This is a genomic window from Pseudomonas gingeri, from assembly GCF_013385425.1.
GTDB classification, from domain to species: domain Bacteria; phylum Pseudomonadota; class Gammaproteobacteria; order Pseudomonadales; family Pseudomonadaceae; genus Aquipseudomonas; species Aquipseudomonas gingeri_D.
This window is the reverse complement of record NZ_JACAQA010000014.1, coordinates 21,174-44,822: the sequence shown is the minus strand read 5'-3', so window position 1 is coordinate 44,822 and position 23,649 is coordinate 21,174. Positions and strand designations below refer to the sequence as shown.

Here is a 23,649-nt window from a genome sequence, read left to right as displayed (position 1 = left end):
GCCCTTGAGGGCCCTTTCGCGGGCAAGCCCTGCTCCTACAAGTTGGTGTTTGCCGGGAAATATTGAACTCCAAAATCACCGTAGAGGCGAACAGCCGAACTTTGCCACCCCATTGGCACTCAGTTTCTTACAGAGATGGCCGATGAGGTGTCCGGTTTTGTCCCGACTCAATACGACGCTACTGCTAACCCTGTTGCTCTTGTGTGCCTGCGCTGGGGCCGGGGCCGCCACGGCGCTGCCGCTGCCTGCCAGCGCACCCGCCAGCACGCCCGCCAAACCCGAGGTGCTGGTGCAGGGCGGACTGCTCGGCACCCTCAGCTCCAGCATCGACGACGCGCAGAACCAGCTTGACCTCAATGGTCACCTGCTCGACGCCTGGCGCCTGCGGGCAGATCGCGCGGCCGACGAGATGGGGCAACTGGTCAGCCAGACCCGCGAGCGTTCGCCCTGGGGCGTGGCCGGCGACTTCCTGTCGTTATCGGTCGCCTGGCTCGCCAGCTTCGCGGCCCTGGCCACGGCGGGACGTTTCGCCGCCCGCCGCATCAACCGGCACCGCTGGTTGCAGCCCCGTGAGCGCAGTCAGTCCGTGCTCGGTTATGCCTTGCCTTACCTGTTGCCGGCGTTGCTCTCCCTGCCATTCACCCTCTATGTCGGTCACTTCCTGCCGGCCTCGGCGGGACGGGCGCTGGCGTTGTGCCTGACCTACGCCACCAGCAGCGGCATTTTCACCAGTGCGGCCCTGCTTTGCCTGACGGTGCTGTTCAACTTCGGCCACAAGCGTCAGGCCGTGCGGATCATTCGCGTCGACAGCCCGCGCCAGTTGTTCGCGATCGGTTTCCTGGCCGCCTTGAGCGATGCCCTGACCAGCCCGCAGATCGCCCTGCAACTGGGCAGCAATATCACCAGCAGCGTTGCGGTGTTCACGGCCCTGTTCGCCTCCATCCTGTTCGGCGTGCTGGTCTTCAGGTTGCGGCGACCGGTGGCGCACCTGATCCGCAATCGCCCGCTGAGCCAACGCCTGAAGCAACCGGCGCTGCAGGAGTCGCTGCGGATCTTTTCCGGGCTCTGGTACTGGCCGATCCTGTTGATGGTGCTGGTCTCGACGGTCAACCTGATCGGTGCCGGCGAAGACAGCCAGAAAGCCTTGCGCTGCGCCTTGCTGACCACCGTGCTGCTGATTGCCACGGTGTTTCTCAGCACCGTGTTCCAACACCTGTTCAAGGCTCGTGGGATGGCGTCGATCCAGCGCAGCAGCGTGTACAAGGAGCGCTTGCTCAGCGTGCTGCATGCCGTGTTGCGTATCGCCCTGGCGGTGGGCTTTATCGAACTGCTGGGGCGGATCTGGGGTTTTTCGTTGTATGAATTCGCCGAGCAGAACAGCGTGGGCCGGGCCATCAGCGATTCCCTCAGCCGTATCGGCCTGATCCTGCTGGCGACCTGGTTGCTCTGGGTGGTGCTCGACACCGCGATCCAGGAATCCCTCAAGCCGCCGATCAACCGCCGCGCTTCGCGCCAGCCGAGCATGCGGGCAAAAACCATCCTGCCGCTGCTGCGCAATGCGTTGAAAGTGATCCTGCTGGTGATCGGTGCGATCACCACCCTGGCCAACCTGGGGATCAATGTCGCGCCCCTGTTGGCCGGTGCGGGGGTGGTGGGGCTGGCCATCGGTTTCGGTTCCCAGCAGTTGGTCCAGGATGTGATCACCGGGCTGTTCATCATCATCGAGGACACCCTGTCCATCGGCGACTGGGTGGTGCTCGATTCCGGTCATGCCGGTACGGTGGAGGGCCTGACCATTCGCACCTTGCGTCTGCGTGACGGCAAGGGGTTCGTGCACTCGGTGCCGTTCGGCCAGATCAAGGCGGTGACCAATCAATCTCGGCAATTCGCCTTTGCGTTTTTCTCGGTGCAGTTCACCTATGACACCGATGTCGACAAGGCCACCGAGTTGATTCGCGAGGCCGGGCGCTCGATCAGCGAGGACGCCCTGCTCAAGTTCAACCTGCAAGGTTCGCTGGAGGTGTTCGGGATCGATCGCATGGACCTCAACGGCGTGGTGCTGACGGCGCAGTTCCGCACGATCTCGGGCGGCCAGTACAGCGTGAACCGGGCGTTCAACGAGCGGCTGAAGAAGCTGGTGGACCAGAGCCCGTGGGTGCATTTCGCGCAGACTTATCCACAGCCGGTGATGCTGGCGCCGAGGGGGCCGACGGTAGAGCAAGAGCCCGCGCCCCCAGGGGCCGTGTAGGCGTTTTCAGAGACGGTACTGGGTCAGTTTTTTTCGGACTTCGGCGGCGGCCACCTGATCCAGTTCCAGCCAATATGACTGCTGCCCGGCGATCTCTGCCGCCGCCGGAACACCGTCGCGATACACCAGGCGATTCCCCGCCAGCGCCGGCACCTTGGCGCCCGGCAGCAAGGTCCCCGCCAGATTCAACGGATCGGCGCCGCACACCGTGATCAGGCTACCGTCCGCCGGGCGCCGACGCACTTCGCGCAACAACGGAATCGCCTCTGGCAAGGCAAACTGCTCACCTGCCAGACCGCTGATAAAACGCCCACCACGAATCTCGCCGCGGGCTTCCAATCGATGAAAGGTACGCAGCAATTCCCGCCAACTCGGTAACCAGTCCGCCTCACGCTCCAGCAAGCGCCAGAACACCACGCCGTAACGCCGCAGCAAGGTCATGGCGATATGTTCCAGGGTTTCGGTTGGCACTGAACCACCCGTCGGCACGACTACTGCGGAGCGCCGCAGCAAGGCCCAGCGTCCGGCATCGTCCATCCCGCCGACAAACGCCCCACGCCCACGCCGAGCACTGCGGGCCTGGCGTTTACTGGCCGGAGTGATCAGCGCCCGTAAGCCGGCAAAGCTGTCGGCATTTACCCAACCGGCGCCGACCAACTCCTGCAAGGCGGTTTCCAGCTCGGTGGGCAGCAGATGCGCCTCGTGCAGCAACTCATCGAAAAACAGCGCGCCCTGTTGCGTCAGCGCGGCATGAACCTTTTGCGTGCGCGGCGACAACTCTTCCACCGCCGTCTGTTCCGTCAGGCTGCTCCACAGCGCGACCTGGCCCCGGGGCAGCAACACCACCGGCGTACTGCGCGAGGCTGCGCTGGCGCTTTTGCCACGGGCACTGAGGCGGGCCCAGACCAGCTTGCCCGAGCGACACAACTCATCGAGCCAGGTCGGTGAATACTCCTTGAGCCGCGCGGCCAGCACATCGCTGTCCCAGGCCCCGGCGGCAACCGGGTAGCCTTCGAACTGGCTGACGATCATCGCCAGGGCCGCGCTGCCCTGGCCCTGGCAGGCGGGGGAAAGGTGTTGCCAGTCGAACAGGAAACGCATGAAGTCCTGCACCGCCACTGGCTCGATTTCCCGGCGCAGGCGCTTGACCGTGTAACGGTGGATGCGCGCCAGCAGGTGACGTTCGCACCACTGTTCCCGAGGTGCCCCCGGACTGAACTGACCGCGCAGCACATAACCTTCGCTTTCCAGCTTCGCCAGGGCCTGGGTCAGTGTGGCGCTGGAGAGCGCCAGGGGCTCGGCGATCTCGGGCAGCGTCAGCGGGGAAAAACCGCTGAGGCGGGCGCGGACCACTTCGACGGCAGCCTCATCGGCCTCCCACGGCTGATCGAAACCCACTGGCGGTTGCAAGGGCGGGTGCCGCAACGCCTGTGGATAAAGTGCTTGCAGGCAGGTCAGGCGTTCCAGGGCGGTCCACAGTGCGTGGGATTTATCGACTTGCAAACGTGTGGCGCGACCTTGTACCGCGAGCACCGCCAGCCAGGCTGACCACGAGGGATTGGCCTGGGCTTCGGCGTCGGTGATCGCGGCCAGGCTCATCAACGCCTCATGCATTTCATCCTCGCCGTTCGGTGCGGGCCAGGCTTCCTCGGCCACGGCCCGGATGGCTTCGGCATCCAAGGCGCCGAGGTCGTCGGTGCTGGTGGGATCGCTCCAGCGACGGTTCAGCACCGCCTGGGTGCGACGCTCTTCCAGCGGTGCATCGTCGAGAAAGGTGTACGGCCGGGCGCTGAGAATTTCCGCCGCCAGGGGCGAGGGCGCCGGCAGGTCGCGGGCGATCAGCCGCACGTCGCTGGCCTCCATGCGCCGCAACAGGGCCAGCCAGCCTTCGCAGTCCATGGCCTCGTGCAGGCAGTCGTCGAGGGTCTGTTCCACCAGCGGGTGGTCGGGAATCTCGCGCTCGCCGGCAAGGTTTTCCAGGCAGGCGATCTGGTCCGGGAAGACGCAGGCGGTCAGGTCTTCGCTTTTCATCCGCTGGATCTGCGGCGCCACCTTGCGTCCGCCGACAAAACGCGGCAGCGCCAGCGCGACCCCGGCATTCCAGCGCCAGCGCACGCCAAATAAAGGGGCGTCGAGCACGGCCTGGATCAAGATGTGTTCGGCCGTGCGGCTGTTGAGGTAACGCCAGACCTCGTCCAGGGCAAAGCTGTGGCTGGTGGACAGCGACAGCACGATGGCGTCTTCGCTGGCGGCAGCCTGCAATTCGAAGTTGAAGGTGCGGCAGAAACGCTTGCGCAAGGCCAGGCCCCAGGCGCGGTTGATCCGGCTGCCGAACGGTGTGTGGATCACCAACTGGGTGCCGCCGGACTCGTCGAAGAAACGCTCCATGATCAGGGTGTCCTGCGAGGGCAGGGCACCGAGGCTTTGCCGGGCGCGGGCCAGGTACTCGACGATCTGTTCGGCGCTGGCCGGGTCCAGGCCGAGGGTCTGGCGCAGCCAGTCGAGGCTCGGCTGCAAGTCTCCCGGTGTGGCGCCCAGCAATTTATCCAGATGGGCCTGCAGGCGCGCCACGGCGAAGGACAGCTCTGCACTGCGCCCCGGTGCCTCGCCGAGCCAGAACGGAATGCTCGGCGGCTGGCCGTGGGCATCCTCGACCCGCACCTTGCCGGTCTCGACCCGCAGGATGCGATAGGAACTGTTGCCCAGCTGGAACACATCGCCGGCGATGCTTTCCACCGCGAAGTCCTCATGCACCGTGCCGATATTCAGGGCCTGGGGTTCGAGCAGCACGCTGTAGTCGGCGTTGTCCGGGATGGTCCCGCCGCTGGTGAGGGCGGTCAGTTGGCTGCCACGGCGGCCGCGCAGGCTCTGGTTCAGGGCATCGCGGTGAATATAGGCGCTGCGCAGACCCTGTCGACTGTTGAACCCTTCGGCGAGCATCCGCAGCAGCGCCTGATAGTGGGCCTCGTCCAGCTCGGCATAGGGCGCGGCGCGGCGGATCAGTTCCAGCAGCGGCTGTTCCTGCCATTCCTGGCAACTGACCTCGGCGACGATCTGCTGGGCCAGCACGTCCAGCGGCGCGCGGGGAATCAGCAAGGTGTCCAGTTCGCCCCGGCGCACGCAGTCGAGCAGGGCGGCGCACTCGATCAGTTCGTCCCGCGAAGTGGCGAACAGCCGACCTTTGGGCGTGCCGCCGACCTGGTGGCCGGAGCGTCCGACCCGTTGCAGAAAGGCCGCGATGGAGCGTGGCGAGCCGATCTGGCAGACCAGTTCCACCTCGCCGATATCGATCCCCAGTTCCAGCGAGGCGGTGGCGATCAGCACCTGCAGTTCGCCGCGCTTGAGCCGTTGTTCGGCATCCAGGCGCTGTTCCTTGGCCAGGCTGCCATGGTGGGCGGCCACCGCCTCCTTGCCCAGGCGCTCGCTCAAGTGCCGGGCCAGGCGTTCGGCCAGGCGTCGGGTATTGACGAAAATCAGCGTGGTGCGGTGCTGCCGGGCCAGTTCGGCCAGGCGTTCGTAGACCAGCTCCCAGACATCGTTGGCCATCACCGCCGTCAGCGGTACGGGAGGCACCTCGATGCCCAAGTCGCGGGGGCGGGCGTGGCCGATATCGATGATTTCGCAGGTGCGGCTGCTGCCCACCAGAAAGCGCGACACCGCATCGATGGGCTTTTGAGTGGCGGACAGGCCGATACGCAGCAACGACTCGCCACACAATGCCTGCAAACGCTCCAGGCTCAGGGCCAGGTGGCTGCCGCGCTTGCTGGCAGCGATGGCGTGGATCTCGTCGACGATCACCGTGCGAACGGTGCCGAGCATGCGTCGGCCGGAATCGGAACCGAGCAGCACATAAAGCGATTCCGGCGTGGTCACCAGGATATGCGGCGCGGTCTTGCGCAGGCGCGTACGTTCGTTCTGCGGGGTGTCGCCGGTGCGCACCGCGGTGGTGATTGAGAGCGGCGGCAGGCCCAGCAGTTCGAGTTGTGCGGTGATGCCCGCCAGCGGATCTTGCAGGTTGATGCGGATATCGTTGGACAGTGCCTTGAGCGGCGAGACATAGACGATCAGGGTTTCGTCCGGCAGTTCGCCGCCCTGGGCCAGACCCTGCTGAACCAGGTCGTCGATTACCGCGAGAAAGGCCGTCAGGGTCTTGCCGGAGCCGGTGGGCGCGGCGACCAGTGTCGAGCGGCGCTGGCGGATCAACGGCCAGGCACGGGCCTGGGCGCCGGTCACGTCCGGGAAGGTGTTGCGAAACCAGGCGCTGACGGCCGGGTGGAAACCTGCCAGGGCGTCATGGGCCGATTCGGGAAGATTCATGGGTTTATTTATGCGGTCGTACGGGCCAAGTTGCAAGCCGATGGGTGCTCTCTGGCACTTTATCCGTGACGGTTGCGCGCAAAACCCGCAAAATGCAAGGATTCTGGCTATTGCCAGCGGTCGGCCACAAGCTGGCCGCCAATCACCATCGTTCTGAACAGACCTGGGCCTGCTGACTCTATGCGAATGCGCCTTATGTTACTGGGCGGCGGAAATGCCCTTGGGCAGGCGCTGATTCGCCTCGGTGCGGAGGAAGACATCGGTTTCCTCGCCCCCCGTCCGCCACAAGATGGCTGGGATGCCGCGAGCCTCACGCAACTGCTCGACGACACCCGTCCGGATGCGTTGATCAACCTCGCCTTCTACTTCGACTGGTTCCAGGCGGAGACGGTCGGCGAGGCGCGCCTGGCCGACCAGGAGCGTGCGGTCGAGCGGCTGGCCGAACTTTGCCAGCACCACAACATCATCCTGCTGCAACCTTCCAGTTATCGGGTGTTCGACGGCTCGCGGGCCACCGCCTACAGCGAAAAAGACGAACCCGTGCCCCTGGGGCTGCGTGGCCAGGCGTTGTGGCGGATCGAGCAGAGCGTGCGCGCCACCTGCCCGCAACATGTGTTGCTGCGCTTCGGCTGGTTGCTCGACGACAGTACCGAGGGCACCCTCGGACGTTTCCTGGCCCGGGCCGAGAAACCCGACGAACTGCTGATGGCCGATGACCGACGTGGCAACCCGACGCCCGTGGACGACGCGGCCCGGGTGATCATCTCGGTGCTCAAGCAACTCGATTGTGCCGCGCCGCTGTGGGGCACCTACCACTACGCCGGCCACGAGGCGACCACGCCGCTGGCCCTGGGGCAGGCGATTCTCACCGAAGCCCGGCAGTTGCACCCGCTGGCGATCGAGGCGCCTACCGCCCAGGCTCATGCCGCGCGTCCAGATGCGGCGGAAGAGCCGCAGCACGCGGTGCTGGCCTGCAAGAAAATCCTCCATACCTTCGGCATCAAGCCGCGCGCCTGGCGTGCGGGGTTGCCGGCGCTACTCGACAGGTTCTATCGTCATGGCTGATGCCCCCATTCTTATCACCGGCGGCGCCGGCTTCATCGGCTCGAACCTGGCCGAAGCACTGCTGGAGCAAGGTTACTCGCTGCGTATCCTCGATGACCTATCCACCGGCAAACGCGGCAACCTGGCCCTGGACAATCCGCGAGTCGAACTGATTGAGGGCGATGTGGCCGATGCCGCCTTGGTGACACAAGTCATGCGTGGCTGTCAGGCCGTGGTGCACCTGGCGGCGGTGGCTTCGGTGCAGGCTTCGGTGGAGGACCCGGTGCGGACCCACCAGAGCAATTTCATCGGCACGCTGAATGTTTGCGAGGCCATGCGCCAGACGGGCGTCAAGCGGGTGTTGTTCGCCTCCAGCGCGGCGGTCTACGGCAATAACGGCGAGGGCGAGTCGATCATCGAGGACACCGCCAAGTCGCCGCTGACACCCTATGCCTCGGACAAGCTGGCCAGCGAGCAGTACCTGGACTTCTACCGCCGCCAGCATGGCCTGGAGCCGGTGATCTTCCGTTTCTTCAACGTCTTCGGGCCGCGCCAGGATCCGTCCTCGCCGTATTCCGGGGTGATCAGTATTTTCTGCGAGCGGGCGTTGAAGGGGTTGCCGATCACCATCTTCGGCGATGGCGAGCAGACCCGGGACTTTATCTACGTTGGCGATCTGGTGCAGATCCTGCTGCAGGCGCTTGAGGCGCCGCAGGTGCAGGAAGGCGCGATCAACGTCGGCCTGAACCGGGCTACGACGCTCAAGCAGGTGCTGATGGCGCTGGGCGAGGTGGTCGGCGCACTGCCGCCGGTGACCTACGAGCCGGCGCGTTCTGGCGATATTCGCCATTCGCGGGCGAATAACCAGCGGATGCTGGAGCGTTTCGTCCTGGCCGAGCCGACGCCCATGAGTGTCGGCCTGGCGCGTTTGCTGGGGCGTTGAGATCGATCATCTGAAATGAGAAAGGCGCCTGATCCCGGCGCCTTTTTCATGGGGTGATGGAAAGCGGGTTCTGCCTAGAACTTGTAGCCGATACCGACCATGTAGACCCACGGATCGACTTTCACATCCACCTTGGTCTGGCCGACGCCCAGGGCGGTCGGGCCGTCGACGGTGGCCTTGGTGTCGATGTCCACGTACCAGACCGAGGCGTTGAGCAGCATGCGGTCAGTGAGCATGTAGTCGAAGCCCAGTTGCCCGGCCAGGCCTACCGAGTTCTGCAGCTTCAGGTTGCTGAAGCCTTCGTCCTTGCGCTGGCTGGTCAGGTCTTCACCGAAGAACATGGTGTAGTTGATGCCGATACCACCATAAGGCTGGAACTTCGAGGCGGCATCCAGTGGGTAGTACTGCAGCGACAGGGTCGGTGGCAGTTGCTTGATATCCCCCAGTTGGCCGTCCAGCGCCGGGCCGAGGCCCTTGACCGACACTTCGTGGTGGAACGGCGTGGCGGCCAGCAATTCCAGGCCGATATGGTCGGTGAACATGTAGGCAAAGGCCAGGCCCAACTGGGTATCGCTGTCCACCGTGGCTTTGGTGCCGGAGATTCGCGTGCCGTCGAGTTTCAGATCGCCGCTGCTGTCGTTGGGCGAAACGGTGGCGGTACCGGCACGGACGATGAAATCACCGGCCTGGTGGGCGTGGGCAAGGGGCGCGGCGAGGGCGAGCGCAACGAGAGAGGCGCTGAGCAGGGACTTGTGCATGGGGGGCTCCAAAGGACGTTTTGAATTCACTGTGTCCAATGGTAATGAGCGCCCCGGGCCGGTCGTTGACTCAGCTCAATGAAAGGCCAATGGCGGGGGCGAGTCGGGAACTTTTGTGGGGGGGCTGCCGGCCTCTTCGCGGGCAAGCCCTGCTCCTACAGTTTCATGTCGGTCACAAAACCTTGAGCAGATCCTAATCCTGTAGGAGCAGGGCTTGCCCGCGAAGAGGTCCGACCAGGCACCGCTGGGCGACCAGCCTTACTCCGGTAATTCGTACACGTAGATCTTCTGCGCCTCCATGCTGTACCCCGCATCCGCCAGGTCGCTGGTGCTCTGCTTGACCTGCATGTCACCTTCAATCCAGTACGGCTGGTACAACTCGTCGACCTTGACCCCCAACTCACTGGTCACATGCACGATCTGGTTCGACGGCGGTGGCGGCACATGGATGCAGGCGCCGAAGTACGGTACCAGCAGAAACTCCGTGGTCCGCCCTTCCTCGCTCACTTCCAACGGTACGATATACCCCGGCAGGCGCACATGCTGGCCGTCCAGCGCCTTGACCACCGGCGCATCGGGCAGCGACTGCTTGGCCGCCGGTGCCGCCTCGATGTTCATGCTGCCGATTTTCGACAGGTCATGCAGCGGCGTCATCTGCGGGATTTCCGGCGGCGCATCGGGCGGAATCATGTCCTGCCAGGCCAGTTCCTTGGGCTTGTCATCGGCCCACAACGGCGTGGCCGTCACCACGGACAGCGCCAGCAGCACAGCGGCCAGGACTTTATTCTTCATCGCAACACTCATAAACGGATGGACAGGCCATCGGCCAGGGATTGTCGATAGGCGCGCCACGCCGGCACGCTGCCCATCAACAGGGCGGCGACGAGGATACCGCCGAGCAGCGTCCATTCATATTCGCTTGGCCAGGACAGCGGCAGGTACAACCCGTAATTCGACTGCACATACCCCTGGGCCAGGGCGATGCACAGGTACAACAGGCCGAGCCCGGCCACTACCCCGGACAAGGCCAGGGCAAAGGCTTCCAGTATCAGCAGACTGGCGATATGCCAAGGCCGTGCGCCCACCGAGCGCAGGATCGCCATCTCCCGGCGCCGCTCGTTGAGGCTGGTGAGGATCGCCGTGAGCATGCCGATCAAACCGGTCAGGACCACGAACAGTGAGACCACGAACAGCGCCTTTTCCGCCGTGCCCATCAAGCTCCACAGCTCCTGCAAGGCCACGCCCGGGAGGATCGCCAGCATCGGCTCGCCCCGGAATTCGTTGATCTCCCGTTGCAGGGCGAAGGTCGACACCTTGTTGTTCAGGCCGAGCATGAAGGCGGTGATGGCTTGCGGCGTCAGGTCCATATTGCGGGCCTGGTCGGCGCTGATGCGTCCGGCACCATGGGCCGGTACGCCGTCGTGCCAATCGATGTGGATCGCCTCCATGCCGCCGAGGCTGATATGCAGCGTGCGGTCCACCGGCGTGCCGGTGCGTTTGAGGATGCCGACCACGGTGAAGGGCTTGTCGTCATGCTTGACCAGGCTGATGGCGGCCACGCCATGGGCCAGCACCAGCTTGTCGCCAAGCTTGTAGTGCAGGGCGTCGGCCACTTCGGCGCCGAGCACCACCTCGAACGGATCGGTGGCGAACGGGCGGCCTTCGGCCAGTTGCAGGTTCTGCTGGTGGCCGTACTGGTAATGCTCGAAATAGGCCTCGCTGGTGCCCAGTACGCGGTAGCCGCGGTGGGAGTCGCCGAGGGACATCGGGATCGCCCACTTCACTTTCGGGTTATTGGCGAAGTGCTCGAAGCTGTCCCAACGGATGTTGTTGGTGGCGTTGCCGATGCGAAACACCGAGTACAGCAGCAGGTTCACCGAACCCGAGCGGGCGCCGACAATCAGGTCGGTGCCACTGATGGTGCTGGCGAAGCTGGCGCGGGCTTCGGTGCGCACGCGCTCCACGGCCAGCAGCAGGCAGACCGACAGGGCGATGGCGAAGGCCGTGAGCAGGGCGGTGAAGCGGCGGTTGGCCAGGCTGGCCAGGGCCAGACGAAACAGATACATCTCAGACCTCCGCGGGCGTGGCCGCGCGATTCAATTCGGACAGCGACAGGTGACGATCGAACAGCGGCGCCAGGCTCTGGTCATGGCTGACGAACAGCAGGCTGGAACCGGCTTCGCGGCATTCGGCGAACAGCAGTCGGATAAAGGCTTCGCGGGCATCGTAGTCCAGCGCTGAAGTCGGTTCGTCGGCGATCACCAGTTCGGGTTGGCCGATCAGCGCGCGGGCGGCGGCGACCCGTTGCTGCTGGCCGATGGACAGCGAGTCGGCGCGCCGTTCCAGCAGGGCCGGATCGCTCAGGCCGAGGTGGGCGAGCAGGGTCGCGGCGGCCTGGTCGGCACTGCCGTGGCGCTGGATTGCGCGGCGGGCGCGCAATTTGGAAAAGTGGCAAGGCAGCTCGACGTTCTCGCGTACCGAGAGGAACGGCAACAGGTTGAACTGCTGGAAAATATAACCGGTGTGATCGACGCGAAAACGGTCGCGGGCACCGGCGCCCAGTTCGGTGAGTTCCTGGCCGAGCAGGCGGATGCTGCCGCGGCTGGGTTTCTGCACGCCGCCGAGCAGGCCGAGCAAGGTGGTCTTGCCGCTGCCGCTGGGGCCTTTGAGGAACAGCGTTTCGCCCGGTTCCAGGCGGAACGCCGGGATGTCCAGCAACTGCGGATGACCGGGCCAGTTGAAGCCCAGGTCGGACAGTTCGATAAGTGCTTGGGTCATAAAGGCCGATTCACAGGTGGTGTGCCCGTTGTGGAGTGGGTGCCTATCTGTGTGGGAGCGGAGCTTGCCCGCGAAAGAGACGACGCGGTGTTCCAGACACACTGCGTTGTACTCTTCGCGGGCAAGCTCCGCTCCCACATGAACATAAGCCCATTTCAACAAGGATTGAGGTCGATCAGAACTTCAGGGTGGCAGCCTCAGGCGTGACGTCAACCCCTTGTTGACCACTGCCGGAAATCAACTGCACCTGGATCTTGTGGGTAGCCGGGAACGTCTTGAACACCTGGCCCAGGTCCAGGGTCTTCAGCGCGGCCGGGGTGGTGCAGGTGAACTGGTAGTGGGCGTGGATCTCGCTGTGATCGTGATGATGCTCGGCCACGGCGGGTTGGGTGCCGGCGGCGGCCTCCGGAGCGTGATCGTCGTCATCATCGTCATCGGCCTCTTCAGGCGCCGGATCGCCGAACAGCGGGCTTTCCAGTTCCTGGTTGGCCACTACGCAACCGGCGCCTTTCGGCAGGTTGAACAGCTCCAGCGGCTTGTCCAGCAGCGCGCGTACGGCGGCGACCTTGGCCTTGTCGGCGTCGCTGGTGGCCGGGTGTTCGAAGCCCACCAGGTTCATCGCCGGGCTTTGCAGTTCGAGTTCCAGGGTCTGGCCGTCCAGCGCGGCGTTCAGCCGGCCAACGCCGTGCTCGTGGGCGCCGAGGCTGCCATGTTCGTGGGCTTCATGGGCCTGGGCGGCAACCAGCGGGAGCAGGGCAAAAGGCAGGGCGAGCAGCAGGTGGCGCATGGCGTTTCTCCAGGAACGGCAATAAGGGTGTTTTGTTATGTGATCTTATAACAATTTATGGCTTGTTCGGCCACTGACTTGGCGTCTCGGGTGGCGCGTGGGAGCATGGGTGCCTGCAATCGCGAGGTGAGCATCATGGTGCGAATTCGAGGCACCATTGGCCAATGGCCGGTGGATTTGACGTTGGAGCTGGATGAGAGCGACTGGGCGCGCTTGGGGGCGCAGTTGCAGGTGACGGTGCCGGCCGAGGCGGGCGCTACGGTAGCGGCAAGGCCGGTGAGCCAGGACGACGCGCTGTGGCAGACGGCCAGGGACCTGGTGCGCCAGGCCGGGCAGATCGACGGGCCGCAGTTGCTCGGGCAGTTGGAAGCGTTGGCGGGGAGCACGGCGGCGGCCAAGCGCCTGTTGGTGCGCTTGCGTCATTGCAGCGAGGTCAAGGTGCTGAGCGGAACGGATTCGCCGCTTTACAGCTGGGCTGAGGTCTGAGGGCGGAACAGTCTTTGAGTGTGGGAGCGGAGCTTGCCCGCGAAGCTGTTGACGGCCTCAAGGGCCTCTTCACAGACAAAGCCAGCTCCCCACAAGGTCAGTACAACGCAGCAAACAGCCGGCGACGGTAGGTGGTCACCAACGGATGGTCGTTGCCCAGCAGGTCGAACACCTGCAACAAGGTCTTGTGCGGCAGGCCTTCGCTGTAGCCGCGATTACGGGTAAACAGCTTGAGCAAACCCTCCAGTGCCGCTTCGTACTGCTGGCGCGACAGTTGTTGTACCGCCAACTGATAAGCCGCTTCGTCATCCTGTGGGTTTTGCGCCAGGCGCGCTTTCAAGTCAGCGACCTCCGGCAGGTCAGCCGCCTGACGCAAGAACGTCAACTGCGCCTTGGCCCCGGCCAGCGCGGCCTTGTGCTCGTCGCTCTTCACTGCGTCCAGCACTGCCTGGGCTTCACCCAACTCACCGCGCTCGGCCAGGCAACGGCCATAAAGGATCAGCGCCTTGGCGTTGCTGTTGTCTTCACCCAGCAGTTCCTTGAGCACAGCTTCGGCATCGCCGATCCGACCGTCGGCAAACAGCGCCTCGGCCTGTTCAAGAGGATCGGCCTCCGCCGGCGGTGGCATCTGCACATGGGGTTCAAGCAGTTTGCGCACCGCCGATTCCGGCTGGGCACCCGCAAAACCGTCCACCGGCTGGCCGTCCTTGAACAGCACCACGGTGGGCAGGCTGCGAATGCCGAAGCGGGCGACGATGTCCTGCTCGGCATCGCAATCAACCTTGGCCAGCAGCAGTTCGCCCTGATAGCTCTCGGCAATCTGTTGCAGCATCGGCATCAGGGCCTTGCAGGGGGCGCACCACTCGGCCCAGAAGTCCACCAGCACCGGCTTGTGGAACGAGTTCTCGATTACCGACTGGTCGAAGTCAGCGGTGGTGGCGTCGAAAATGTAGGGGGAGGGCTGAGTCATCGGAATCTCGGAAAACGGGGAATGGAGCCACTATAAAGCCTGGGCCCGATGGCCGGAAGCAGGCTGACGCTGAGCATGGTAAAGGCTGACATGGCGAAACTCTTCCGGCTCCGCCAGGTCCGGCAGGGTGAAGGCTTCGAGCATTTCCAGGCGGCGATACAGCGGATGACGGAAATCCCGTACCCGTGAATCGGCCACCAAGGCCTCCTGGCCGCGACTGAGAAACTGATCGAGCAACGGCAGGTTTTCCCGGTCATAGAGCACATCCGCCACCAGGATCAGGTCGAAGCGATCGCTCTCGGCAAAGAAGTCCTCGCTGTAGCTCAGCTCCACGCCGTTGAGCGTGGCATTCGCCCGGCAGGCCGCGAGGGCCAGCGGGTCGAGGTCGCAAGCCACCACTTCGATTGCCCCGGCCCGGGCTGCGGCAATTGCCGCCACGCCGGAGCCGGCGCCGAAATCCAGCACCCGCTTGCCCGCCACCCAGTGGGGGTTTTCAGCCAGGTAGCGGGCCATGGCCAGGCCGCTCGCCCAGCAGAAGCTCCAGTAGGGCGGCTCATGGAGGATTCGCCGGGTTTCCTCGGGGGTAAAAGCGCGATCCATGTTGTGCGCGTCGATCAGCCACAACTGCAATGCGGTCCCTGGCAACTCACAGGCCACCAATTGCGCATCGCCCAGCAACTCGCTCAAGGAGTGTTGCAGGCTTGGCGGTGCACTCATGGCGCGGTAAAAAATTGCAACTGGCCCAGGGCCTGGGTGGTCGGTTCGGTGATACTTCGCGATGGCAGATGCAGGATCAATTGCCCGGACAGGCTGGCCCGCCCGCGCAATTCCACGCGGCTGCCCACCGGGAACACTTCCGGGTTGAAGCGCAGGCGAAACGGCAGGATCTGGCCGGTGCCGTTGATCTTGCTGCTGGCCAGCAATTGCTGCGGACGACCGCGTTCGTCGATCACCAACAGCGCCAGTTCCACCTCCGCGCCCTTGGGCACGCCCTGCAAGGTGCCGCTCAATTCACGCTGAAAAGCGGGCAAGGGCCCGAGCTCTTCATAGGGACTGACCGGTTTGCTCGCCTGCTGTTGGGCCGGTGCCACCGGAGCAGGCTTGGGCGGCGGGCTGCCGCAAGCGGCCAGGAGGCCGGCGAGACTGAGCAAAACAAGCGGTCGTACTGACATGAACGGCTCCAACGCAAGACGAAATCCGGTGCATCTCTATGGATAAAAGGTAGTCGGGCGACTGTATACCGCAAACCCTATGGCTTGTCTTGCCACGGGGATGCGCTACCATGGCCCTCCCATTTTTTGTTGCCTGCCACCATGCACTGTCCCTTCTGCGGTGCCAACGACACCAAAGTCATCGACTCGCGTCTGGTCGCCGAGGGCGAGCAGGTGCGCCGCCGGCGCGAATGCCTGGCCTGCGGTGAACGTTTTACCACCTTCGAGACCGCCGAACTGGTCCTGCCACGCCTGATCAAACAGGACGGCAGCCGCCAACCCTTCGACGAAGAAAAACTCCGCGCGGGCATGCAGCGCGCGCTGGAAAAGCGCCCGGTCAGTGTCGAACGCCTGGAGGCCGCACTGGTGCACATCAAGCACAAGCTGCGGGCCACCGGCGAGCGCGAGGTCAAGTCGCTGGTCGTCGGTGAACTGGTGATGACCGAGTTGCAGAAACTCGATGAAGTCGCCTATATCCGTTTCGCTTCGGTCTATCGCCGCTTCCAGGACCTCAACGAGTTCCGCGAAGAGATCGACCGCCTTGCCCGCGAGCCCGCCAAAGAATGAGCCTTTCCACCGAGCAGGCCGTCCTCGACGCCCACTACATGGCCCGTGCCCTGGAGCTGGCCCGCAAGGGCCGCTACTCGACGCACCCGAACCCACGGGTCGGCTGTGTGATCGTGCAGGCGGGCGTGGTGGTCGGCGAAGGCTGGCACGTGCGCGCCGGCGAACCCCATGCCGAGGTGCATGCCTTGCGCGAGGCGGGCGAAAACGCTCGCGGGGCCACGGCCTACGTGACCCTGGAGCCGTGCAGCCACTTCGGCCGTACACCGCCGTGTGCCGATGCGCTGGTCAAGGCCGGCGTGGGGCGGGTGGTCGCGGCCATGCAGGACCCCAATCCGGAAGTTGCCGGTCGCGGCCTCAAGCGCCTGGCCGATGCCGGCATCGCCGTACACAGCGGTGTGCTGGAAGGTGAAGCGCGGGCGCTGAACCAGGGTTTTCTCAAGCGCATGGAACACGGCGTGCCGTTTGTGCGGGTCAAGTTGGCGATGAGCCTGGACGGTCGCACCGCCATGGCCAGCGGCGAAAGCCAGTGGATCACCGGCCCCGAGGCGCGTTCCGCCGTGCAGCGCCTGCGGGCCCAGGCCAGCGTGGTGCTGACCGGCGCCGACAGCGTGCTGGCGGACAATGCGCGGATGACCGTACGCCCCGCCGAGCTGGGCCTCGATCCCGAACTGACCGCCCTGGCCGAACGCCGTCCACCCCTGCGGGTGTTGATCGACGGTCGCCTGCGGGTGCCGCTGGATGCCCCGTTCTTCACGGCAGGTCCTGCCTTGGTGGTGACCTGCGTTCCGGGCGCCGCCGAACGCTATCAAGCCCTGGGCCATGAATTGCTGGAAGTCCCCGGCGCCGAAGGTCATGTCGACCTGCGCCGGTTGCTGACGGAACTGGCCGCCCGTGGCATCAACGAAGTGCTGGTGGAAGCCGGCCCACGTCTGGCGGGCGCCTTTGCCCGGCAAGGCCTGGTGGACGAATACCAATTGTTTGTCGCTGGTCAGTTTCTCGGCTCCACGGCGCGCCCATTGTTGGACTGGCCGCTGGAGCGGATGCACCAGGCGCCGCGGCTGAAAATCACCGAAATGCGCGCTATCGGTAGTGACTGGCGAGTCACCGCAATACCTGATCCCGCACCCGGCGTATAATTTTTGGCTTGCGCCACGCGCGGGCCTGTTCTCGAGGAGGACTTCATGTTTACCGGCATTATCGAATCCATCGGCAGTATCCGTGCCCTGAACCCCAAGGGCGGCGACGTCCGCGTCTACGTGGAAACCGGCAAGCTGGACCTGGCCGACGTCAAGCTCGGCGACAGCATCGCGGTCAACGGCGTCTGCCTGACCGCCGTCGAGCTGCCGGGCGACGGCTTCTGGGCCGACGTCAGCCGTGAAACCCTGGACTGCACCGCCTTCAACCAATTGAAGGCCGGCAGCCGGGTCAACCTGGAAAAAGCCCTGACCCCGACCACCCGCCTGGGTGGGCACCTGGTCAGCGGCCATGTCGACGGTGTCGGCGAAGTCGTCGCCCGTGAAGAAAACGCCCGGGCCATCCAGTTCCGTATCCGTGCGCCGAAAGACCTGGCCAAGTACATCGCCCACAAGGGCTCGATCACCGTCGACGGCACCAGCCTGACGGTCAACGCCGTGAACGGCGCCGAGTTCGAACTGACCATCGTCCCACACACCCTGGCTGAAACCATCATGGCCGACTACCGTCCTGGTCGTCAGGTCAACCTCGAAGTCGACCTGCTGGCCCGTTACCTGGAGCGCCTGCTGCTGGGCGACAAGGCCGCGGAACCGTCGAGCGGCGGTATTACCGAAAGTTTCCTGGCCGCCAACGGCTACCTCAAATCCTGACACTCAAATTTTGAAAGAAGGAGGGTGCCGCGTGGCGCTCAACACGATTGAAGAACTGGTCGAAGACATTCGCCAGGGCAAGATGGTCATTCTCATGGATGACGAAGACCGCGAGAACGAAGGCGACCTGATCATGGCCGCCGAATGCTGCAAGGCCGAACACATCAACTTCATGGCCAAGCACGCCCGTGGCCTGATCTGCATGCCGATGAGCCGCGAGCGTTGCGAACTGCTCAAGCTGCCGCTGATGGCGCCGCGCAACGGTTCCGGTTTCGGCACCAAGTTCACCGTGTCGATCGAAGCCAGCGAAGGGGTGACCACCGGCATCTCCGCCGCCGACCGCGCCCGCACCGTGCAAGCGGCCGCGGCCAAGGACGCCAAGGCTGAAGACATCGTCAGCCCCGGCCATATCTTCCCGCTGATGGCCCAGCCCGGCGGCACCCTGGCCCGCGCCGGCCACACCGAAGCCGCCTGCGACCTGGCGCGCATGGCCGGTTTCGAGCCAAGTGGCGTGATCTGCGAAGTGATGAACGACGACGGCACCATGTCCCGTCGCGCCGAACTGGAAACCTTCGCCGCCGAACACAACATCAAGATCGGCACCATTGCCGACCTGATCCACTACCGGATGATCCACGAACGTACCGTTCAGCGGATTGCCGAGCAGCCGCTGGACAGCGAACTGGGGCATTTCAACCTGGTGACCTATCGTGATTCGGTGGAAGGCGACGTGCACATGGCCCTGACCCTGGGCAGCTTCTGCGCCGAAGAGCCGACCCTGGTGCGGGTGCACAACATGGACCCGCTGCGCGACCTGCTGATGGTCAAGCAACCCGGGCGCTGGAGCCTGCGCGCGGCCATGGCCGCGGTGGCCGAGGCCGGCAGCGGTGTGGTGCTGTTGCTCGGTCATCCGCTGGATGGCGACGTCCTGCTGGCGCATATCCGTGAGACCGCCGAGCAGGTGCCGGCGAAAAAACCGACCACCTACAGCATCGTCGGTGCCGGTTCGCAGATCCTGCGGGACCTGGGCGTGCGGAAAATGCGCTTGATGAGTGCGCCGATGAAGTTTAATGCGATATCCGGTTTCGACCTGGAAGTAGTAGAATACGTGCCCTCCGAATAAAGACTGGCTGCTCGCGGCCCTTGATTCGCGGTTCAAATATCCCTGAGGGGCGCGTACTAGGCGCGCCCCGGCTCTTTAAGAGAATTGTCGAATGACCCTGAAGACCATCGAAGGTACCTTCATCGCCCCCAAAGGCCGTTACGCCCTGGTGGTCGGCCGCTTCAACAGCTTCGTTGTCGAAAGCCTGGTGAGCGGCGCCGTTGACGCCCTGGTTCGCCACGGTGTCAGCGAAAGCGACATCACTATCATCCGCGCACCGGGTGCCTTCGAAATCCCACTGGTTGCGCAGAAAGTCGCCCAGAAAGGCGACTTCTCGGCGATCATCGCCCTCGGCGCGGTCATTCGTGGCGGTACTCCGCACTTCGAATACGTGGCCGGCGAATGCACCAAGGGCCTGGCCCAGGTCTCCATGGAATTCGGCGTGCCAGTGGCCTTCGGCGTGCTGACCGTTGACTCCATCGAACAAGCCATCGAACGTTCCGGCACCAAAGCCGGCAACAAAGGCGCCGAAGCCGCCCTTTCCGCCCTGGAAATGGTCAGCTTGCTGGCGCAATTGGAGGCTGTGTGATTAGCGACGAAAGCGATCGTTTCAACCCGCGCGATCCGAAGCCTGAAGGCGCCGGCAAGCCTTCCAAAAGCGTCAAGCGTCGCGAAGCCCGTCAGCTCGCGACCCAGGCCCTGTACCAGTGGCACATGGCCAAGCAGTCGCTGAACGAGATCGAAGCGCAGTTCCGGGTCGACAACGATTTCAGCGACGTCGATGGCGCCTACTTCCGTGAAATCCTCCACGGCGTTCCGCAGTTCAAGAGCGAGATCGACACCGTTCTCAAGCCGTGCCTGGATATCGAGATCGAAGAACTGGATCCGGTTGAGCTGGCGGTATTGCGCCTGTCTACCTGGGAACTGCTCAAGCGCGTCGACGTGCCCTACCGCGTGGTGATCAACGAAGGGATCGAACTGGCCAAGGTCTACGGTTCCACCGACGGTCACAAGTTCGTCAACGGCGTGCTCGACAAACTGGCGCCGCGCCTGCGTGAAGCTGAAGTGAAGGCGTTCAAGCGCTGATCCGCGCTTGACCTGTGCATGGGCGAGTTCGAGCTGATCCGCAATTTCTTCGCCGCCGCGCCCTGTGCGCAGGCCGGCGAGGGTGTTGCCCTGGGCATCGGCGACGACTGCGCCCTGCTGAGCGTCCCCGCCGGGGAGCAACTGGCGATTTCCACCGACACCCTGGTGGCCGGTGTGCATTTCGCCGATCCCTGCGACCCTTTCCTGCTCGGCCAGCGCGCGCTGGCTGTTGCCGCCAGTGACCTGGCCGCCATGGGCGCCACGCCCCTGGCCTTTACCCTTGCCCTGACCTTACCGCACAACGATGCCGGTTGGCTGCAAGGCTTTGCCCGTGGTTTGAACCTGATGGCGCAACACTGCGACTTGCGCCTGGTGGGCGGCGACACCACCCGTGGGCCGCTGTGCCTGACGCTGACGGTATTCGGCCGTGTGCCGACGGGCCAGGCGCTGACCCGCAGCGGTGCACAGGTCGGCGACCTGCTGTGTGTCGGCGGCGAGCTGGGCAATGCGGCGGGCGCCTTGCCGCTGGTACTGGGGCAGCGTACGGCGGAGCCGGCGATTGCCGAGCCGCTGTTGGATCACTACTGGTCGCCCAAGCCGCAACTGGCGTTGGGTCAGTTTTTGCGCAACAGGGCGACCTCGGCGCTGGATATCTCCGACGGTCTATTGGCCGATTGCGGACATATCGCGGCAGCATCCTCCGTCAGATTGCAGGTGGAGCGCGAGGCCTTGCCGTTGTCTTCGGCGCTGCTGGCCTTTCTCGGCCTGGACGGCGCCCGCGAGGCGGCCCTCAGCGGTGGCGATGACTACGTATTGGCCTTCACCCTGCCAGCCGCCGAGTTGCCCGGGTTGCTGGCCGCGCAGCCATCGGTCCGGGTGATCGGGCAGGTGCTGGCCGGGCAGGGCGTGGTCCTGGTGGATGCCGTCGGCCACGACATCACGCCGGCACGCCGGGGCTACCAACATTTTCCGGAGACACCGTGACAGATCATCCCAAGCAGGTCCCGGCCGAGTTCGTGCCGCCGTCGGTGTGGCGCAATCCCTGGCATTTCCTCGCTTTCGGCTTCGGTTCCGGGACCTTGCCCAAGGCGCCGGGCACCTGGGGCTCGCTGGTTGCGCTACCCTTTATACCGTTATGGCAGATGTTGCCCGACTGGGGCTACTGGCTGATGCTTGGCGTCACCATGCTGTTCGGCTTCTGGCTGTGCGGGAAGGTCGCCAACGATCTGCGGGTACACGACCACGAAGGCATCGTCTGGGACGAGATGGTCGGGATGTGGATCACCCTCTGGCTGGTGCCGGACGGTTGGTACTGGTTGCTGGCGGGTTTTGCGCTGTTCCGCTTTTTCGACATCCTCAAGCCCTGGCCGATCCGCTGGATCGACCGGCATGTCCATGGCGGTGTCGGCATCATGCTCGACGACGTCCTGGCCGGGGTTTTTGCCTGGTTGGCCATGCAAGGGCTGGTGCACCTCTTTAGCTGAGGATTCAGGCATGTCTGGCTGTCGGTTGTGGGTCGTGCTGCTCTGTCTGTGGGCGGGTGGCGTTGTAGGCAATGTCGTTCAGGCTCGTGAGGAAACCTCTCTGCCCGGTGTGATCCACCTTGCCAGTGAGGAGTGGGTCGATTACACCGGCGCCGACGGACGTGGCATGGCCTGGGATATCATGCGCGAGATCTTCGAGCCCAAGGGCGTCAAGGTGCTGATCAGTACCGAGCCCTACGTTCGGGCCATCGGACTGGTGCAGCGGGGGGAGGCGGACGCCTGGGTCGCGGCTTATCGGCGCGAGGTGAAGGGCGCTCTTTATCCGCGCTGGCATTTCGACGTCGATCATCTCTATGCCCTGGGGCTGGCGAGCAACCCGCAGCCGAGCCTGGAAACCCTGGGTGTTTATCGTCTGGCCTGGATGCGCGGCTACAAATACCAGGATTACCTGCCCAACGTCCGCCATTACAACGAAATCGTGCGGCGTGACGGTGTCTTGTCGATGCTGGCCCACAGTCGTGCCGACTATTACATCGATGCGTTGTCCGAGGTGAACGAGGTACTGGGACATGCCGCGCACCCTGAAATGTTCCGGAGCAGCCATTTGCTCGACCTGCCGCTGTACCTGGGGTTTGCCGACAATGCGCGGGGGCGTGCACTGATGGCCCTGTATGATCAGCGTATGGAAGAACTGGTCAAAAGTGGCGAGTTACGGGCCATTTTCAAGCACTGGACGCAACCTTATCCGTTTGACACCCTGCCGGCGCCGGTGCCGACGAATCAAACTTATTGATAGTTATCATGGACAATTCAGCCTAAGCGTCTGTAGGAACCTACTGTTACAATGCGACCTCTGCGAATTTCCAGTCCTCATACTGATCAGGAGCACACGGTGCCCGTCGTTTTCGTCGCTGCTTCCAAACTGCCAACCCCCTTTGCGACCTTCACCATGAATGGCTTTCTCGAAGAAGCCACCGGTCGTGAACACGTCGTGCTGACCCTCGGGGATGTGGCGGATGGCGCACCGGTTCTTGGCCGTGTGCATTCCGAATGCCTGACCGGCGATGCCTTGTTCAGCCAGCGCTGCGATTGCGGGTCCCAGCTGGAGGCGGCCCTGCGGGCCATTGCCCTCGAAGGTCGTGGCGTCTTGCTCTACCTGCGCCAGGAAGGACGCGGCATCGGCCTGATGAACAAGATCCGTGCCTATGAGTTGCAGGACGGTGGCGCCGACACGGTCGAGGCCAACGAGCGCCTGGGCTTTGCCGCCGACCAGCGTGACTATTCCATCTGTCGGCCGATGCTCGAACACCTGGGCATCAAGTCCCTGCGCCTGATGACCAACAATCCGCGCAAGGTCAAGGCCTTGACCGAGATGGGCATCACCGTGGCCGAGCGCGTGCCGCTGCAGACCGGACAGAACCCGCACAACAAACTCTACCTGGCGACCAAGGCCGGCAAGCTTGGCCATATGATGGGCAACGAGCACCAGAGCGAGGCCGACCCGGCGTGACCCGTGGTCAGGTGAAGCGTCGGCTGTCGGTGGGCTGGTGGAAACAGCTGGTGCTGAGTGTGTTGCCGCTGTTTGTCGCCAACTGGCTTTTTGGTCAGGCCGATCCCTTGCTGCCAGTGCTGGCGATGCCGTTTTTCATTGCCGGCGTTGCGTCGATGTTTGTCAGCTTGCGGTTTTTCGGGGCTTACAAGCGCTCGTTGATCGCGACGCAGGCGGCGCTGGATAGCCCGCAAGAGCCCGCGGCCTGGATCGAGCTGGCCAGCGTGCGGCGCAAAGCCCTGGTGGTGGCCGCCTTGCCGACCTGGATCGGCACCCTGGCGGTGTTCGTCGGGCTGGAAGCAGTCCCATTGATGTTGCTGGTGTTATCCAGCGTGGTGCTGTTCTACCTCTATCGCATTCCGCGCCAACTCGGCTGATGCTTCGCTGGCGGGTGGCTGCTCTCGAGCCATTGGCAGGCACACATCAGCCGCTCTTCTGCCAATACTCCTACTTGATACTCAGAGGCGTCCGTCAA

At 64.2% G+C, this 23,649-nt stretch carries 24 protein-coding genes; 15 read left to right on the top strand and 9 right to left on the bottom strand.

The window, feature by feature from the left end; all coding sequences use genetic code 11:
- Positions 1-157: 157 nt before the first annotated feature.
- Entirely contained in the window at positions 158-2,248 is a 2,091-nt protein-coding gene (locus HX830_RS18290) for a mechanosensitive ion channel family protein (protein ID WP_256350542.1), read from the top strand.
- Between the two features lie 6 nt (positions 2,249-2,254).
- Here the strand turns inward: HX830_RS18290 and HX830_RS18285 are convergent, their stop codons facing one another.
- On the bottom strand, positions 2,255-6,565 hold the full coding sequence (locus tag HX830_RS18285) for a DEAD/DEAH box helicase (protein ID WP_177101708.1): 4,311 nt from the start codon (positions 6,563-6,565) through the stop codon (positions 2,255-2,257).
- Between the two features lie 180 nt (positions 6,566-6,745).
- Here HX830_RS18285 and HX830_RS18280 point away from each other — a divergent pair, with 180 nt between their 5' ends.
- Both HX830_RS18280 and HX830_RS18275 read left to right on the top strand, forming a co-directional pair.
- Entirely contained in the window at positions 6,746-7,630 is an 885-nt protein-coding gene (locus HX830_RS18280) for a sugar nucleotide-binding protein (RefSeq protein WP_103495546.1), read from the top strand.
- Positions 7,623-8,552 (top strand): NAD-dependent epimerase/dehydratase family protein, encoded by a 930-nt coding sequence (locus HX830_RS18275; protein WP_177101705.1) that lies wholly within the window; start codon positions 7,623-7,625, stop codon positions 8,550-8,552. Before HX830_RS18280 ends, HX830_RS18275 begins: the two co-directional genes overlap by 8 nt.
- Before the next feature lie 74 nt (positions 8,553-8,626).
- Here HX830_RS18275 and HX830_RS18270 read toward each other — a convergent pair whose 3' ends face one another.
- The 5 genes from HX830_RS18270 to HX830_RS18250 form a co-directional block, all read right to left on the bottom strand.
- Complete coding sequence (locus HX830_RS18270) at positions 8,627-9,310, bottom strand: OmpW/AlkL family protein (RefSeq protein ID WP_177101703.1); 684 nt, start codon at positions 9,308-9,310, stop codon at positions 8,627-8,629.
- Between the two features lie 258 nt (positions 9,311-9,568).
- Entirely contained in the window at positions 9,569-10,102 is a 534-nt protein-coding gene (locus HX830_RS18265) for a DUF3299 domain-containing protein (RefSeq protein ID WP_103495549.1), read from the bottom strand.
- Positions 10,103-10,110: 8 nt separating this feature from the next.
- On the bottom strand, positions 10,111-11,376 hold the full coding sequence (locus tag HX830_RS18260; protein WP_177101701.1) for an ABC transporter permease: 1,266 nt from the start codon (positions 11,374-11,376) through the stop codon (positions 10,111-10,113).
- A gap of 1 nt (position 11,377) precedes the next feature.
- The gene (locus HX830_RS18255; RefSeq protein ID WP_177101699.1) at positions 11,378-12,088 is read right to left on the bottom strand and encodes an ABC transporter ATP-binding protein; all 711 of its coding nucleotides are present in this window, start codon (positions 12,086-12,088) and stop codon (positions 11,378-11,380) included.
- A 175-nt stretch (positions 12,089-12,263) separates the two neighbouring features.
- Positions 12,264-12,875: a DUF2796 domain-containing protein gene (locus tag HX830_RS18250; RefSeq protein ID WP_103495550.1), complete on the bottom strand. Its 612-nt coding sequence runs from the start codon at positions 12,873-12,875 to the stop codon at positions 12,264-12,266.
- 135 nt (positions 12,876-13,010) lie between these two features.
- On the opposite strand from HX830_RS18250, the gene HX830_RS18245 reads away from it, so the two are divergent.
- Complete coding sequence (locus HX830_RS18245) at positions 13,011-13,361, top strand: hypothetical protein (protein WP_177101698.1); 351 nt, start codon at positions 13,011-13,013, stop codon at positions 13,359-13,361.
- Between the two features lie 97 nt (positions 13,362-13,458).
- On the opposite strand, the gene trxA is transcribed toward HX830_RS18245, so the two are convergent.
- The 3 genes from trxA to HX830_RS18230 are packed head-to-tail and all read right to left on the bottom strand — an operon-like array spanning position 13,459 to position 15,503.
- A complete protein-coding gene (gene trxA / locus HX830_RS18240; protein WP_103495551.1) occupies positions 13,459-14,331 on the bottom strand; it encodes a thioredoxin in 873 nt (290 codons plus the stop codon).
- Between the two features lie 30 nt (positions 14,332-14,361).
- Entirely contained in the window at positions 14,362-15,048 is a 687-nt protein-coding gene (locus HX830_RS18235) for a class I SAM-dependent methyltransferase (protein ID WP_177101696.1), read from the bottom strand.
- A complete protein-coding gene (locus HX830_RS18230; RefSeq protein WP_177101694.1) occupies positions 15,045-15,503 on the bottom strand; it encodes a hypothetical protein in 459 nt (152 codons plus the stop codon). The genes HX830_RS18235 and HX830_RS18230 overlap by 4 nt, the downstream gene beginning before the upstream one ends.
- 141 nt (positions 15,504-15,644) lie before the next feature.
- On the opposite strand from HX830_RS18230, the gene nrdR reads away from it, so the two are divergent.
- The 11 genes from nrdR (at position 15,645) to HX830_RS18175 (ending at position 23,551) form a co-directional block, all read left to right on the top strand.
- Positions 15,645-16,109 carry a transcriptional regulator NrdR gene (gene nrdR, locus HX830_RS18225; RefSeq protein WP_177101692.1) on the top strand — a complete coding sequence of 155 codons (465 nt, stop codon included), beginning with the start codon at positions 15,645-15,647 and terminating at the stop codon, positions 16,107-16,109.
- The gene (gene ribD, locus HX830_RS18220) at positions 16,106-17,245 is read left to right on the top strand and encodes a bifunctional diaminohydroxyphosphoribosylaminopyrimidine deaminase/5-amino-6-(5-phosphoribosylamino)uracil reductase RibD (protein WP_177101690.1); all 1,140 of its coding nucleotides are present in this window, start codon (positions 16,106-16,108) and stop codon (positions 17,243-17,245) included. Before nrdR ends, ribD begins: the two co-directional genes overlap by 4 nt.
- Before the next feature lie 45 nt (positions 17,246-17,290).
- Positions 17,291-17,953 carry a riboflavin synthase gene (locus HX830_RS18215; protein ID WP_040071243.1) on the top strand — a complete coding sequence of 221 codons (663 nt, stop codon included), beginning with the start codon at positions 17,291-17,293 and terminating at the stop codon, positions 17,951-17,953.
- A 31-nt stretch (positions 17,954-17,984) separates the two neighbouring features.
- Positions 17,985-19,076: a bifunctional 3,4-dihydroxy-2-butanone-4-phosphate synthase/GTP cyclohydrolase II gene (gene ribBA / locus HX830_RS18210; protein WP_100944390.1), complete on the top strand. Its 1,092-nt coding sequence runs from the start codon at positions 17,985-17,987 to the stop codon at positions 19,074-19,076.
- Between the two features lie 91 nt (positions 19,077-19,167).
- Entirely contained in the window at positions 19,168-19,644 is a 477-nt protein-coding gene (gene ribH / locus HX830_RS18205) for a 6,7-dimethyl-8-ribityllumazine synthase (protein ID WP_040071241.1), read from the top strand.
- Positions 19,641-20,141 carry a transcription antitermination factor NusB gene (gene nusB / locus HX830_RS18200; protein WP_177101688.1) on the top strand — a complete coding sequence of 167 codons (501 nt, stop codon included), beginning with the start codon at positions 19,641-19,643 and terminating at the stop codon, positions 20,139-20,141. The genes ribH and nusB overlap by 4 nt, the downstream gene beginning before the upstream one ends.
- Before the next feature lie 18 nt (positions 20,142-20,159).
- Positions 20,160-21,125 (top strand): thiamine-phosphate kinase, encoded by a 966-nt coding sequence (thiL, locus tag HX830_RS18195; RefSeq protein ID WP_152742130.1) that lies wholly within the window; start codon positions 20,160-20,162, stop codon positions 21,123-21,125.
- Positions 21,122-21,625 carry a phosphatidylglycerophosphatase A gene (locus tag HX830_RS18190; protein WP_177101685.1) on the top strand — a complete coding sequence of 168 codons (504 nt, stop codon included), beginning with the start codon at positions 21,122-21,124 and terminating at the stop codon, positions 21,623-21,625. Before thiL ends, HX830_RS18190 begins: the two co-directional genes overlap by 4 nt.
- Positions 21,626-21,635: 10 nt before the next feature.
- Complete coding sequence (locus HX830_RS18185) at positions 21,636-22,418, top strand: substrate-binding periplasmic protein (protein ID WP_103497108.1); 783 nt, start codon at positions 21,636-21,638, stop codon at positions 22,416-22,418.
- A 99-nt stretch (positions 22,419-22,517) separates the two neighbouring features.
- A complete protein-coding gene (gene ribA / locus HX830_RS18180; RefSeq protein WP_177101683.1) occupies positions 22,518-23,135 on the top strand; it encodes a GTP cyclohydrolase II in 618 nt (205 codons plus the stop codon).
- A complete protein-coding gene (locus HX830_RS18175) occupies positions 23,132-23,551 on the top strand; it encodes an MFS transporter (protein ID WP_177101681.1) in 420 nt (139 codons plus the stop codon). Before ribA ends, HX830_RS18175 begins: the two co-directional genes overlap by 4 nt.
- The last annotated feature ends 98 nt before the right edge of the window (positions 23,552-23,649 follow it).

What these genes read in the sequence shown, in the direction of transcription:
- HX830_RS18215 (WP_040071243.1), top strand. Translation starts at nt 17,291, where the DNA reads ATGTTTACCGGCATTATCGAATCCATCGGCAGTATCCGTGCCCTGAAC.
- HX830_RS18285 (WP_177101708.1), bottom strand. Translation starts at nt 6,565, where the DNA reads ATGAATCTTCCCGAATCGGCCCATGACGCCCTGGCAGGTTTCCACCCG.
- HX830_RS18270 (WP_177101703.1), bottom strand. Translation starts at nt 9,310, where the DNA reads ATGCACAAGTCCCTGCTCAGCGCCTCTCTCGTTGCGCTCGCCCTCGCC.
- HX830_RS18250 (WP_103495550.1), bottom strand. Translation starts at nt 12,875, where the DNA reads ATGCGCCACCTGCTGCTCGCCCTGCCTTTTGCCCTGCTCCCGCTGGTT.
- HX830_RS18185 (WP_103497108.1), top strand. Translation starts at nt 21,636, where the DNA reads ATGTCTGGCTGTCGGTTGTGGGTCGTGCTGCTCTGTCTGTGGGCGGGT.
- HX830_RS18260 (WP_177101701.1), bottom strand. Translation starts at nt 11,376, where the DNA reads ATGTATCTGTTTCGTCTGGCCCTGGCCAGCCTGGCCAACCGCCGCTTC.
- thiL (WP_152742130.1), top strand. Translation starts at nt 20,160, where the DNA reads ATGGGCGAGTTCGAGCTGATCCGCAATTTCTTCGCCGCCGCGCCCTGT.
- HX830_RS18235 (WP_177101696.1), bottom strand. Translation starts at nt 15,048, where the DNA reads ATGAGTGCACCGCCAAGCCTGCAACACTCCTTGAGCGAGTTGCTGGGC.
- HX830_RS18255 (WP_177101699.1), bottom strand. Translation starts at nt 12,088, where the DNA reads ATGACCCAAGCACTTATCGAACTGTCCGACCTGGGCTTCAACTGGCCC.
- HX830_RS18230 (WP_177101694.1), bottom strand. Translation starts at nt 15,503, where the DNA reads ATGTCAGTACGACCGCTTGTTTTGCTCAGTCTCGCCGGCCTCCTGGCC.
- trxA (WP_103495551.1), bottom strand. Translation starts at nt 14,331, where the DNA reads ATGACTCAGCCCTCCCCCTACATTTTCGACGCCACCACCGCTGACTTC.
- ribD (WP_177101690.1), top strand. Translation starts at nt 16,106, where the DNA reads ATGAGCCTTTCCACCGAGCAGGCCGTCCTCGACGCCCACTACATGGCC.
- HX830_RS18280 (WP_103495546.1), top strand. Translation starts at nt 6,746, where the DNA reads ATGCGAATGCGCCTTATGTTACTGGGCGGCGGAAATGCCCTTGGGCAG.
- ribH (WP_040071241.1), top strand. Translation starts at nt 19,168, where the DNA reads ATGACCCTGAAGACCATCGAAGGTACCTTCATCGCCCCCAAAGGCCGT.
- nrdR (WP_177101692.1), top strand. Translation starts at nt 15,645, where the DNA reads ATGCACTGTCCCTTCTGCGGTGCCAACGACACCAAAGTCATCGACTCG.
- HX830_RS18275 (WP_177101705.1), top strand. Translation starts at nt 7,623, where the DNA reads ATGGCTGATGCCCCCATTCTTATCACCGGCGGCGCCGGCTTCATCGGC.
- HX830_RS18245 (WP_177101698.1), top strand. Translation starts at nt 13,011, where the DNA reads ATGGTGCGAATTCGAGGCACCATTGGCCAATGGCCGGTGGATTTGACG.
- HX830_RS18265 (WP_103495549.1), bottom strand. Translation starts at nt 10,102, where the DNA reads ATGAAGAATAAAGTCCTGGCCGCTGTGCTGCTGGCGCTGTCCGTGGTG.